Origin of the sequence: Sporosarcina sp. FSL K6-1540 (assembly GCF_038620285.1) — a bacterium.
Taxonomy (GTDB): domain Bacteria; phylum Bacillota; class Bacilli; order Bacillales_A; family Planococcaceae; genus Sporosarcina; species Sporosarcina psychrophila.
Window position 1 is genome coordinate 3,377,264 of record NZ_CP152018.1, and the last position, 13,133, is coordinate 3,390,396.

Below are 13,133 nucleotides of genomic sequence, written 5' to 3' on the forward strand. Positions count from 1 at the left end.
AATGAGCGAATATATTTTAGAGATGAATGACATATCTAAAGAGTTCCCGGGAGTCAAGGCCCTATCGAACGTGAATTTCAAAGTGAGAAAAGGAGAAATTCATTGTTTGGTTGGTGAGAATGGTGCAGGAAAATCGACGCTGATGAAAGTGTTGAGTGGAGTTTATCCATATGGCACATACGACGGAGATATCGTATTTGAAGATCAAGTTCAACAGTTCAATGAGATTAGCGATAGTGTGAAGGCTGGTATTGGCATCATTTATCAAGAGTTGGCACTTTTTCCGGATTTGTCCGTCTATGAAAATATATTTGCTGGCAATGAAGTGAAAAAGGGTCCGTTCGTTGATTGGAATCAAACAATCGTTCAAGCTACGCAGATACTGAAAAAAGTAAAGCTGAAGGTGACGCCGGAAACACTGATTAGGGAATTAAGTGTAGGAAAACAACAGCTCGTAGAAATTGCCAAAGCATTAAGTAAAGATGTAAATCTGCTGATTTTAGATGAGCCGACGGCAGCACTGAATGAAGATGACAGTGAAAATCTGTTAAAACTCCTAAAGGAATTAAAAAGCCAAGGAATTAGCTGCATTATGATTTCTCATAAGCTGAAGGAAGTTATCGAGATAGCGGATAAAGTAACGATTTTGCGGGACGGCAAGACGATTTGTACGCTAGATGCAAGTAAAGGGGAAGTAGCGGAAAATGTCATTATCAAAAATATGGTAGGACGTGAAATCGAAGACATTTACCCGAAACATCCTGATAAGAAAATCGGAGATACTGTCCTCAAATTGGATAACTGGTCAGCGTATGACACGCAACTAGGAAGAAATGTTGTGAAAAACATCAATCTTCACGTAAAAAAAGGCGAGATTATTGGGATCGCTGGTCTGATGGGGTCCGGTCGTACAGAACTTGCTCTTAGCATTTTTGGGAATCCGAAAAACTATAAGTTACAAGGGGATTTGGAAATTCAAGGGGCGCCAAAAGTACTGAAGCATACAAGTGATGCGATTAAGGCTGGTATTGCGTATGTGACGGAGGATCGAAAAGGAGACGGACTGTTTTTATTACAGGATATTAAGAGTAATGTCTCGGCGGCACATCTGAAAGGTATTTCGACGAAGGGGATTCTCAACTTAAATGAAGAAGTGAAGGTTGGTAAAGAGTACAAAGACTCGTTGTATATTAAAGCGAGTTCACTAGAGCAAATAGTTGGCAAATTGAGTGGTGGAAACCAACAAAAAGTATCGCTTGGGAAATGGTTGTTTACTGGACCTAAGATCTTGATCTTAGATGAACCGACAAGGGGAATCGATGTTGGGGCGAAATTCGAAATTTATACGATTATGAATCAGTTGATTGACGAAGGTATGAGTATTATTATGATCTCCTCTGAACTTGGTGAGGTGCTAGGGATGAGTGATCGTATCTATGTTATGGCAAATGGCTCGATCAAAGGAGAACTGGCCAAGAAGGAAGCGACACAAGAGGCGATTATGGAACTTGCGACGCAATAGGAGGGATAACGATGGGATTTTATAAAGAAACTAAAGCGCTCGTCAAAGCCAATATTCGAGATTACGGGATGTATATTGCGTTAATCGTTATTTTGTTAACATTTACGATTATGACGAACGGCTTGTTTATGTCTTCTCGAAACATAAGTAACTTACTGGATTCCGCTGGTTATATTGCGGTTTTGGCGGTTGGGATGACCCTTGTTATCGTCATTCGTCATATTGATTTATCGGTGGGCTTTTTAGCAGGATTTCTAGGTGCGATTACAGCCATTTTCTTGACGCAAATGGGCTTGTCAGTATGGATTACTATTCCGCTGATTTTAATTTTAGGTGCTATCATTGGATTATTTAACGGGGTATTAGTTGCTAAAATTGGAATTCCATCATTCGTTGCTACGCTGGCGGGGATGTTGATTTTCCGTGGTGCACTCCTTCAGGTTACAGAAAAAACGGGAACGATTATTGTTAGGGATGAACAATTCAATGCGATTGGAAATGGATTTATTCCATCGATTATGCAAATTAATGGCTTGCATCTACTGACGTTATTAGTAGGGTTTGTCGGAGTACTTTTATATATATACAATGAAATCGCCAATCGTCGTAACAAATTGACGTATGGCTTTGATGTAATGTCTAAGGGGATATTTAGTGTAAAGCTTGTTTTGATATCAGCGATTATTGCTTACATTACTTGGATTTTAGCTGGCTATAACGGTTTTTCTTGGACGGTTGTCATTATAATAATCGTTGTCATAGTTTATCACTTCTTAACGACTAAAACAGTACTCGGTCGTCACATTTATGCAGTCGGTAGTAATCCTGAGGCCGCGCATTTGAGTGGGATCAATGTACAAAAGATTACATATATCGTCTTCGGTTCCATGGGGATGCTCGCGGCGTTATCAGGAATTCTATTTACATCTCGGCTTCAATCGGCAACGACCACAGCTGGAACTCTCTTTGAGCTTGACGCGATTGCAGCGGCATATGTTGGTGGAGTATCTTCTGCAGGTGGTGTCGGTAAAGTAACAGGTGCTATTATCGGAGCCATCGTGATGGCCTCGTTATCGAGTGGGATGAACTTACTAGGTGTAGGAATTTCCTATCAATATATGATTCGCGGTGGTGTTTTAGCTGGAGCGGTAATCTTTGACGTCATGACACGGAAGCAACGGGGTTAAAAGAGAATAGTAGAATAACTGGGCACCCTATTTGTAGGGTGCCTGATGTCGTTTTGTAAGACATTGTTAATTCCTAGACAGGTTGATAAGATGAAAGAAACAAGCTTTAGGAAAGGGGAAGGGATATGCGGAAAAAAGTTGTTTTAATACTTGTCGCACTCATTATGATTTTTAGCTATTTGACTATTGTATCCGCAACTAAAGCGTATCGTTTAACTAGTGATAGGCCAGCTAACCTCCCCATTTCCCCGGAATCTATTCGTCTCGTGCTCATTACCCAAGAGCTTGATACTCCATTTTGGAATAAGGTTGGCCAAGGGGCATTGAAGCAGGCACAAGAAGAAAATGTTCAGCTTGAAGTGTGGGGAAGCTATGGAAATAACCAAGATGATTTTTTGAAGACAATGGAGATTGCGATTCATTCTAAGGTGAATGGTATTATCGTTCAGGGGCTAGATAATGAAGAATTTAAAGAACTGACAAAGGTTAAGGCGGCTTTTTATGGGATTCCTATCATTACCATCGCTAATGATGTACCAGTGGAAGAGAGCTTGCGAAAAACATATGTTGGTTCAGATCAATTTGGGGCAGGACAAATGGTTGCTCGTCAATTGATAAAAGAAATGGGCACCACAGGAGAAGTGATTATACTTGGTGATCAAGAGCAAGCATATTATCAAAAAGAACGTTTAGCCGGTATCCAGAATGTATTGGGTGGCTATCCAGACATCGAAATGATTGTTAAAGGAACGGCAGATGCAAAGGAACAAGTAATGACAACGACGCAACAGCTGATGAATGAAGTACCGCGAGTCACTGCATTTATAGCCATCAATGCAAATTATACAGGTCCAATGATTCAAGAGATCGGAAGACGTACTCAAGTAGAGCCGTATTATATTTATACCTTCGATGACGGCGTTGGATTAACTGCCCTCTTAGAGCAAGGCAAGATCGATGGAATTTTGGAGCAAAAGCCAGAAGCGATGGGCAGCGAGAGTGTTAAGCGGTTGATGGAGTGGATTTCTGGCGAGACCGTCCCGCTCGATTCAAATGGTTACCTCACTGAAACGCGCATGGTTGACGCGGAAGGTGAAGAACTATGATGACGATTCAAAAAAAGATTTGGATACTCGTTTCCGTTGTGTTGCTGATAATGGGAATTATTTGGTTGACGCTTACATCTTATAATCAGAAAACTCAGGAAAAATCCAATGATATTTTACAACGCTATTTGCGGATGAATGAAGTAACAACAGCAAGTCAGCAAATAATTACCAACTTAAATAACTATTTACTTGACCCAACAGCTAATCATAAGCAACAGATAGAGAAAAGCGTAGCCGTTATTGAGGAGGTACAACAGGATGTAGCGGAGTTGCGGAATGTGGAAAATGCATTTTCAATAACCAACTATATTCATTTAATCGATAGTCTTATTGAGACGACGAATCGCTCCATTATGTTTTCAGAGGAGCAAGAAATGGAAGGGTCGACGAACGAATTTAATGAAGCAAACCGTATTTCTATGTACATATCTGAAATGACCTTAACGATTTTAGACCGAGAGCTGAAGACCTCTAACCGGTTTTATCGAGGTATTATCAAGCAATCGGAGGAGTTGAAAAAGCTAGGAATCTGGCTGTTGCTATTGATTACTGCTGTGTTACTTTTGGCTATCTACTGGTTTTCACTTAGTATTACGCGGCCGATTCATCAGCTCACGAAGGCTGCTAACGCATTGTCTCAAGGTAGTTTTAATCAACAGATTGAAGTGAAGTCTAATGATGAGATAGCCTTTTTAGCAAAGACCTTTGATGAGATGCGTGTAAACATTAATGATTTAATAGTAGAAATTCAACAAAAGGCACAGCTCGAGCATGAGCTTCAGCAAAGTAAGTTGTTATTGAAGGAGAGTCAATTTAGAAGCTTGCAGAACCAGATAAATCCACATTTTTTATTCAACACATTAAACACATTGTCGAAAAAGGCGTATTTAGATGGTGCGGAGGAGACGAGCGATCTTATAGTCAGTGTAGCCGGCTTGCTACGTTATAATTTGAAGCGGATTGACCGCTCTGTGACGGTGTATGAAGAAGTAGTCGTTTTGAATCAGTATATGGAAATCCAAAAGGCTCGTTTTACGGATCGCTTACAATTTAAATCTGACATCAACGAATCGTGCTTAGATGTAAAAATTCCGGGACTAACCCTTCAACCCATCATTGAAAATGCGGTAATTCATGCTATTGAGCCGGAGCAGGATGGAGGCGTTATTTGGTTTAGGATTAAGAATGACGGTCCATGGGTCATCATTGAAATCGAGGATAGTGGACAAGGGATGTCCCCAAAGAAAGTGGAACAGTTGCTGAAGGGGCACATTATACCAATCGAAGGACATTCTACAGGAATAGGCTTTCAAAATGTGGTGAAAAGATTGCATTTATTCTATGGAATAGAGGATTTGGTCACGATTGAAAGTAGAGAAGGTCGGGGGACAAAGGTGGTCATACAAATTCCAAGGGCCAGGGAAGAGGGAAATGATGATGAAGCTTCTAATCGTTGATGATGAACCGATTGAGCGAGAAGGGATGCAGGCAATCTTACAAAAAGCGTTCCCTGAACTTTCCATTTACCAAGCAAGAAATGGGGAAGTAGCAATAGAATTAGCAGATACAATTCAACCAGATTTGGTCTTAATGGATATTAAGATGCCTGGTATGACAGGACTTGAAGCCTTAGAAAAGATTCAAGATAAGCATTCTACTATCAAATTTGTTATGGTGACGGCCTTTGATATGTTCGATTATGCGAGACAAGCGCTCAAGCTCGGTGTGAAGGATTACTTACTGAAACCCAGTAGAGCAAGTGAGATTGTTGCAACGGTAGGGAGAGTATTAGAGGAATGCAGGCTAGAACGTATTGCAGAGGCTACGAGCCAAATGCAGCATGAAAAGTGGCAAAAGGCGTTGACATTAGTGGAAACAGATATCGTGACACAGCTATTATTTGATCATGTTCATGAAGTTCATATTGATATGCTTGTCGAGATGCTAGATATTCGCTCTACTCATGAAAAGTTTGTAGTAGTAGTGTTGTTGCCAGAGGGAGCAGAACACTATTATGTGAGGATTAAGGAAAAGGTGCGTGAAGCGGGAAATGCTTGGGTAGGTGCGTTATATGGACGGCAGCTACCCATCATTGTGTTTCGTGATCCAGAGAAATCCTTTCGTTCGCAAGCAATGACATTAGCCAAAGCGATTTTATCGTTGGCTAAGGAACAAATGAGCTTAGACTGGTTTATTGGGATTGGTCAGGTTTGCGAACCATTAGACGAGATTCGTCAGTCGTATCAAGAAGCGCTTATTGCGACTATGGATACAACGCTAGCGGTCAAGAGTCGGTTTTATGCTGACGCTCCAGTGCTCAGTTTAGAGACAGATAATCAGGTTATCAAGCAGCAGCAGAAAGACTTTTTTGACCAAATTCGTTTAGGGGACTGGGTATCCATTCGCTCTGGGATATTGGATTTGATACAACAACATGAGAATGAGGGGAATTCACTAATTTACACGCAACAACGAATGCTTGAGTTGCTTTGGATTGCGAACAGAGTGATGGATGAAATGGGAATGGAAGCGAATGCCCCATTTTTTTCGTTTCAAGCACAGGACTATCGACAATTGCGTACGGAGACGCTACTGCTACTCGAACGGATGAATGCTGCCTATGAGGCACATTACGAACGAGTGGAGGCTGATAAGATACATCAAATTAAACAATTTATCAGTGAGCATTCACATAAAGATATTTCACTGAACATTCTCGCGCAAAAAGTCGATTTAAGCCCGATTTATATTAGTAAAATGTTCAAAGAGAAGTTGGGCATTAACTACATCGATTTTCTGACGGAGTGCCGAATTGAAAAAGCAAAGAAGCTATTGAATGATCCAGAGCGAAGCCTAAAAGAAATTACGTTTGAGGTCGGTTATCATGAGCCGAATTATTTCAGTAAGGTGTTCAAGAAAATGTGTGGAGTGTCCCCGAAGGAGTACCGAAAAACGTTAATGAGTAAAAAAGTCGAAGTCTGATAGGGGGCAAGTAGATGAAACGAAAGGCTATAATCGTATGGCTATTGGGAATGATTTTGATACTAGTTACTTGTATAGCTATACCAAAGCAGACATTGGAGACCGTTGAGTTAGAAGAAACGATACCTTTTAGTGCAATCGACAGTCCAATCCGTATTGGATTTTCGATGGACACACTACTTGAAGAACGATGGCTGAGAGACCGTGATTTGTTTAAAGAAGCCGTTGAAGCATTAGGAGCCGAAATCGAGATTGTCGCTGCGAATGGAGATGATGCGCTTCAAATTTCACAGGCAGAGGCGCTCATTCAAAGCGGGATCGACCTTTTGGTAATTGTCCCACATAATGCTGAGGCAACAGCCGCGATTGTTCACAAGGCGCATCTTGCAGATATCCAAGTAATTGCCTATGATAGACTCGTCAAAAATGCGGATCTCGATCTATATGTTTCTTTTGATAATGAACAAGTGGGCGAAATGCAGGCGAAAGCCATCACTGCTCTCGTACCGAAGGGGAATTACGTCTTTATTGGTGGTGCGATTACCGATAACAATGCACATTTATTGAAAAAAGGTGTGTTCAATGTGCTGCGTCCCTATATTGAACGAGGTGATATTAAGATTGTCTATGATCAGTGGACGAAGGATTGGACTCCAGTGAATGCACAAGCCAATATGGAAGAAGCTCTTCGGACAACGAACAAGCAGATTGATGCGGTAATTGCTGCGAATGATGCCACGGCAGGTGGTGTTATTCAAGCACTTTCGGCTGTTGGACTAGCAGGTCAAGTACCAGTTGCCGGACAGGATGCGGATTTGGCAGGAGTGCAGCGAATTGTTACTGGAACACAAACGATGACAGTCTATAAACCAATCAAGATGCTTACACAGGAAATGGCGAAATTAGCGGTTGCGATGGCAAAAGGTGAGAAAGTATCTGCTGAACAGAAAGTTAATAATGGGAAGATCGAAGTTCCTTCCGTGCTGCTAACACCAATCGCTGTAAATGAACACAACCTAGATAGTACGGTGATTTTCGATGGATTTCATTCATTTAAAGATGTGTATCAAGTAACATCGAAGTAAATCGGGTGTCCAACACTTAGCGAGAGACCATTTTTGGTAACTCTTGCTAAGTGTTTATTTTTCATTGCAATACGAACGTGTATTCTATATGATGACTAAAAGAGGAGGGAACGAGTGTGCGTGTTGAGTTGATTAAGTCAATGGAATGGAATCACGTCTCAGATATGATATCCGCGGTGAAAGACGATGCGATAGGCAAGCGAAGCATTAAAATACTACAAGTAGGTGATGTCTTATTTAGGGCCAATCGCTATTCACCAAAATCCGATTGTACATTTAAAATCGACACTATCCTTGCACTCGTTCCCGTTACTTCAAGAGAGCGGATTGTTGTATGATTGACTACGGTAAATTTCCAAATCGGCACATCGCCTGTATTGATATGGTGAGTTTTTATGCTAGTTGTATGGCTTCGTTGTATAGCTTAGATGTACAAAAGGTGCCGATTGCGGTCGTTGGGAATCTTGAAAGAAAAGGGTCTGTTGTGCTCGCGGCATCGCCTCCAATGAAAAAAAGATTTCGCGTTAAAACAGGTTCTCGTTTGTACGAAATTCCACAACACCCTGACATTAGGCTATTCAATCCAAAAATGAGTTATTTTCTAGAAATGTCGATGGCTATTACATGCCTACTTCATAAATACGTTCCGGCTGAAGCGATTCATGTCTACAGTGTAGATGAAAGCTTTATTGATCTAACTGGAACCGAAAAGTTGTGGGGCGACCCAGTGCAAACTGTTAAAGTTATTCAACAGGAAATAGTTGCGACGCTAGGCTTACCTTCAACGGTCGGCATGGGACCAAACATGTTAATGGCAAAGCTTGCACTAGATCTAGAGGCAAAGGATACAGGCTTTGCAAAATGGACCTTTGAGGATGTAGCGGGGAAATTATGGCCAATTTCTCCATTAAGTGAAATGTGGGGGATTGGTCGTCAAACGGAAAAAAATTTAAACAATATGGGGATATTTTCAGTTGGTGATTTGGCCAATGCCGATTTACAAAGGCTTGAAAAAAAGTTTGGAGTAATGGGCAATCAGTTATTCCATCATGCGTGGGGAATAGACCTCTCCAAGATGGGTGCACCAATTCTTGAAGGCCAGGTTAGCTATGGGAAGAGTCAAATACTTATGCGAGATTATAATTTGCGGGAAGAAGTAAACGTGGTCTTGTTAGAGATGTGCGAGGATATCGCCAGAAGAGTAAGGGAAGAATACAAGGCCGGACGCACTATATCGCTCGGTATCGGATATAGTAAAAATGCTTTTGGAGGTGGATTTCGTCGTTCTCGTACTATTGTGGAAGCCACAAACGACACAATGAAAATTTATAACGTTTGCAAAGAATTGTTGAATGAAAATCATGGCAATCAAGCCGTGCGGCAAGTCACCGTTTCGATTACGAAGTTAGAAGATGAGCGTTCAATGCAATTAAGTTTATTTGATACGAAAAAATGGCAAGTACGGAAGCTAGGTACAACAATGGATACTATTCGTACTCGTTATGGGGATAACGCTATATTAAGGGCGGTATCACTCACAAATGCAGGGACATCTATTAAGAGATCTACATTAGTTGGCGGTCATCAGGGATAGGAGTTGTACTATGATTAGGGACCGAGGAAATATTAAATGGACAGCGATGATGCTGTCGGAGCATGTAAGGGAGTTACGAAAATGGATGGATCAGGATAATTACACTGAAAGACCGGAACTAAACGAGTGGGATCTTCAATCGATTCAAGAAGAGCTTGAATTAGCGTATAAGAGGCAATGTGAAACGCTAATTAAAACCTGGGATAGTGGACGAATTATTCAACATCATGGGATAGTTGAAGACATCGATTTGAGGGAGCTGTGCATTGAATTAAAGAATCCGCTCGGTACAGAAATAATACGGGTAGCTGCTATTACAAATGTGCAAAGCATGGAGTAGAGAGACAATAACGCCAATTTAAAACTGATAATAGTATCCCTATGTTAAGGGATACTATTTATTTTGGAGGTTAATTAATGGGGTATAATGGTTTTTTGAGAGTTGAAATGGTTAACTTTATCGACCAATAAACAGTAAGAGGCATTCCGGACTAATTCAAACAAGAAAGTCCGTCCTTTTCAGTGGTCGGTATCGTGTCGTATCTGGATGGTGTTAATCGCAGGAAAAGAAAATAGCGGACATTAATCGTGAAAACATGTTAAGAGTATGTAAAGCTTCTTGATTACATCTTGAATGTATTATTTGAAATGGTATATTTGTCTTGTTGCAAAACAATATCGATATTAAGGGAATAGTGGCATAGAAGATAAAGTATTAAGAGGAGTCAATATGAAAAAAGCTAAATCAAATAGGGGATTAAAATCACTTTTGGAACTATTTTTAGTTTCAACACGACTTGGATTGACCTCCTTTGGTGGGCCAACAGCTCATTTGGGGTATTTTCATGAAGAATATGTACGAAGAAGAAAATGGATGGATGAAAAAAGCTATGCAGATTTAGTTGCTTTAGCTCAGTTCTTACCTGGCCCAGCTAGTAGTCAAGTAGGTATTGGTATAGGTGTTATGCGGGCGGGCGTTTTGGGTGGAATTATATCCTTCATTGGGTTCACAATGCCTTCAGTTATTGCACTTATTTTATTTGCCTTGTTGCTCACAGGGGGTGACGTCGGAAATGCTGGATGGATACATGGCTTGAAAATTGTAGCAGTGGCGGTAGTTGCGCATGCTATTATCGGAATGGCTAAAAATTTGACACCGGATTTAACAAGGAAATCCATTGCTCTATTCGCACTAATAGGTACTCTTTTTTTGCAAACAGCTTTTGCTCAAGTAGGCGTCATTGTAATCGCTGCATTTTTGGGGTTCATTCTGTTCAAGCAACACAAAGAAAATGATGAAGTGAGTTCGCAATTTCCAATCGCTAAGAGTGTTTCTGTGATCTGTTTACTGCTATTTTTCGGGTTACTCTTTTTGTTACCCGTAATCAGGGAAGTAACTGGATCCTACTGGGTAGCTATGTTCGATAGTTTTTATCGGTCAGGTGCTTTAGTTTTTGGTGGCGGTCATGTCGTCTTACCTTTACTAGAACAGGAATTTGTACCAACTGGATGGATAAGCGAAGAATCATTCTTAGCTGGTTATGGTGCTACACAAGCAGTACCAGGCCCTTTATTTACATTTGCAGCTTATTTAGGAACGGTAATGAAGGGCTGGCAAGGTGGTTTAGTAGCTACGTTTGCAGTATTCCTACCTGCATTCCTGCTTATTCTCGGTGCACTCCCTTTTTGGGATAGTTTACGAAGCAATCCTAAAATTAAAGGAGCCATCATGGGCGTAAATGCAGCAGTTATAGGGATATTAATAGCCGCTTTTTATTTTCCTATTTGGACGAGTTCCATTTTAGCGCCTATTGATTTTGCTTTAGCTGCCCTATTGTTTAGTATGCTTGCCTTTTGGAAGCTTCCACCTTGGATTATTGTAGTTACAGGAGCTATCGGTGGTTCATTACTGACACTATTATGAAATAAATAACGTCACGCATGGGGTTTTTCCTCAGGTGTGACGTTTATTTTATTTCTACTATTATTGTCATTTTATCATTTCAATCTAACTCGATAGACATTCATCACACAGATGGTGTACAATAAAACCAAGAAAACTAAAATGGGTTTTTTAGTTTTCTTGATAGTTGAAGTTGAAAACAAGAAATTTAAATGCATTTAAAGAAGGAATCGAGCATATTAAAAATTAGGGAAGAAGATTTATCTCCTACATTTGCATCAGTTATGAATTTAGAGTGTGAAAAAGGTTGGTATATATGTTGAACACATGAATACCTAAATAAACTGAATGAAGGCGCCACCTCGAGTTCAATGGAATTTTTATTTCGGCGAAAGCTATATTGCTAAGATAATGAATGTGAGCATTAGAAGAGATCGAATCGTTAATAATGCTGTGACAGGCAATACAGAATACTATATACGTTGAATTAAAGAATCCCATTGAATCTACTATGGCGCTCAATAAGGAGAGTTGTAATTCGGGGGGCACTGAAAAAGTACGATATCCTTCAATCCCGTTGATTTCCGTTCCGAGCGGACGCTTTCCGCGGGCACGGCTTCAGCCTCCTCGTCACTGCGTTCCTGCGGGGTCTTCAGCTCGCGCTGTTCCCGCTGGAGTCGCCGCTCTTCACTACAATCAACTAGTTCTTACTATATAAAAGAACTTTTTCAGTTTCCTCTTAATTCGGGGTGTGGATAGTAGAACGCTTGGCGCTTTGGGGATGCCTTTGCCACGCCTGCGCTAGGTTGTTCATTATCGAGAGAAATGTGATTTTGAGATGTATATGCCGAGATTGTAAGGTGATTATTTTTGCTACTAATTCTATTCAAGAAAGACACACTTCAGGTTGCAGATTTCATCGCAGATAATGAAATGCTCTTTCTCACATAGACCATCCAGCGAAGGCGCGACTTCGTGGTAGCCGGAGCGATAAGACTGAAAGCGGTCTTCTTTCTGGCTTATCGCGGGAGGCATCCACAAAGCGTCCAAGCGGTATTGGGGGGATTCTAATTAGTTCTAAGTATTGGGACTTTTTCAGTGGCCTTCCAAATGCCCATGTAAAGCGTATACGCCGTATTCATTTGTTCAACATATATAGATGTTAAAGTGTTAGACGGCCATTATTAGTTGTATATTCTTATATAAATCTAGTCTTTAAATATGAAAGGAAAAATGATGACAGTAATTATAAATGAAGTTACAAAAGACAATATAAACGATATTCTAAAACTGCGTATTAATGAAAAACAACAGTCTTTTATTGAAACGCCGCAACAATGTTTAGATGAGGCAAAGGTATGCAGCAACTTTCAACCAGTAGGGCTTTATTGGGAAAAGAATTTAGTTGGTTTTGCTATGTATGGATTTTTTCCCGATGAAGGAATAAATGGACGAGTGTGGCTGGATCGGTTTTTAATCGATTCTAAATATCAAGGTCTTGGATTAGGAAGCATTATGTTAAGCGCATTAATTCAACGGTTAGAACAAGAATATAGTTGCAATGAAATCTATTTAAGCATCATTGCCGATAATCAAGGAGCACTTCACTTGTATCAGAAATTTGGCTTTAAGTTCAATGGTGAAGTGGATAGTAATAATGAAAAGCTAATGGTGAAAAGTTTATAATGTTTTTTGGTTTATCGTTTAGAACTTGACCTACTTAACTCTGTAGACATTCATCTCACAGAGGT

At 40.4% G+C, this 13,133-nt stretch carries 11 protein-coding genes; all 11 read left to right on the plus strand.

What is annotated here, in order from left to right:
- Nucleotide 1 precedes the first annotated feature (1 nt).
- Nucleotides 2–1,522 (plus strand): sugar ABC transporter ATP-binding protein, encoded by a 1,521-nt coding sequence (locus MKY15_RS15950; RefSeq protein ID WP_342537997.1) that lies wholly within the window; start codon nt 2–4, stop codon nt 1,520–1,522.
- An 11-nt stretch (nt 1,523–1,533) separates the two neighbouring features.
- Nucleotides 1,534–2,709: a sugar ABC transporter permease gene (locus MKY15_RS15955; RefSeq protein ID WP_067208008.1), complete on the plus strand. Its 1,176-nt coding sequence runs from the start codon at nt 1,534–1,536 to the stop codon at nt 2,707–2,709.
- A gap of 125 nt (nt 2,710–2,834) precedes the next feature.
- A complete protein-coding gene (locus tag MKY15_RS15960) occupies nt 2,835–3,815 on the plus strand; it encodes a substrate-binding domain-containing protein (protein ID WP_340741890.1) in 981 nt (326 codons plus the stop codon).
- A complete protein-coding gene (locus MKY15_RS15965) occupies nt 3,812–5,275 on the plus strand; it encodes a histidine kinase (RefSeq protein WP_340741891.1) in 1,464 nt (487 codons plus the stop codon). Before MKY15_RS15960 ends, MKY15_RS15965 begins: the two co-directional genes overlap by 4 nt.
- Nucleotides 5,253–6,800: a response regulator gene (locus MKY15_RS15970; RefSeq protein ID WP_187047848.1), complete on the plus strand. Its 1,548-nt coding sequence runs from the start codon at nt 5,253–5,255 to the stop codon at nt 6,798–6,800. Before MKY15_RS15965 ends, MKY15_RS15970 begins: the two co-directional genes overlap by 23 nt.
- A 14-nt stretch (nt 6,801–6,814) precedes the next feature.
- Nucleotides 6,815–7,885 carry a D-xylose ABC transporter substrate-binding protein gene (xylF, locus tag MKY15_RS15975; RefSeq protein ID WP_067208018.1) on the plus strand — a complete coding sequence of 357 codons (1,071 nt, stop codon included), beginning with the start codon at nt 6,815–6,817 and terminating at the stop codon, nt 7,883–7,885.
- A 116-nt stretch (nt 7,886–8,001) separates the two neighbouring features.
- Complete coding sequence (locus MKY15_RS15980; protein WP_338652806.1) at nt 8,002–8,223, plus strand: transcriptional regulator; 222 nt, start codon at nt 8,002–8,004, stop codon at nt 8,221–8,223.
- Nucleotides 8,220–9,479, plus strand: coding sequence for a UV damage repair protein UvrX (locus tag MKY15_RS15985; RefSeq protein WP_187047440.1), 1,260 nt, complete (start codon nt 8,220–8,222; stop codon nt 9,477–9,479). Before MKY15_RS15980 ends, MKY15_RS15985 begins: the two co-directional genes overlap by 4 nt.
- Before the next feature lie 10 nt (nt 9,480–9,489).
- Nucleotides 9,490–9,819: a YolD-like family protein gene (locus MKY15_RS15990; RefSeq protein ID WP_067208026.1), complete on the plus strand. Its 330-nt coding sequence runs from the start codon at nt 9,490–9,492 to the stop codon at nt 9,817–9,819.
- A gap of 390 nt (nt 9,820–10,209) precedes the next feature.
- Entirely contained in the window at nt 10,210–11,403 is a 1,194-nt protein-coding gene (chrA, locus tag MKY15_RS15995) for a chromate efflux transporter (protein WP_067208029.1), read from the plus strand.
- A 1,215-nt stretch (nt 11,404–12,618) separates the two neighbouring features.
- Nucleotides 12,619–13,068, plus strand: coding sequence for a GNAT family N-acetyltransferase (locus tag MKY15_RS16000; protein ID WP_338656882.1), 450 nt, complete (start codon nt 12,619–12,621; stop codon nt 13,066–13,068).
- Nucleotides 13,069–13,133: the final 65 nt, after the last annotated feature.

Coding starts and splice junctions, on each gene's coding strand:
- MKY15_RS15950 (WP_342537997.1), top strand. CDS start 2: ATGAGCGAATATATTTTAGAGATGAATGACATATCTAAAGAGTTCCCG.
- MKY15_RS15955 (WP_067208008.1), top strand. CDS start 1,534: ATGGGATTTTATAAAGAAACTAAAGCGCTCGTCAAAGCCAATATTCGA.
- MKY15_RS15960 (WP_340741890.1), top strand. CDS start 2,835: ATGCGGAAAAAAGTTGTTTTAATACTTGTCGCACTCATTATGATTTTT.
- MKY15_RS15965 (WP_340741891.1), top strand. CDS start 3,812: ATGATGACGATTCAAAAAAAGATTTGGATACTCGTTTCCGTTGTGTTG.
- MKY15_RS15970 (WP_187047848.1), top strand. CDS start 5,253: ATGATGAAGCTTCTAATCGTTGATGATGAACCGATTGAGCGAGAAGGG.
- xylF (WP_067208018.1), top strand. CDS start 6,815: ATGAAACGAAAGGCTATAATCGTATGGCTATTGGGAATGATTTTGATA.
- MKY15_RS15985 (WP_187047440.1), top strand. CDS start 8,220: ATGATTGACTACGGTAAATTTCCAAATCGGCACATCGCCTGTATTGAT.
- MKY15_RS15990 (WP_067208026.1), top strand. CDS start 9,490: ATGATTAGGGACCGAGGAAATATTAAATGGACAGCGATGATGCTGTCG.
- chrA (WP_067208029.1), top strand. CDS start 10,210: ATGAAAAAAGCTAAATCAAATAGGGGATTAAAATCACTTTTGGAACTA.
- MKY15_RS16000 (WP_338656882.1), top strand. CDS start 12,619: ATGACAGTAATTATAAATGAAGTTACAAAAGACAATATAAACGATATT.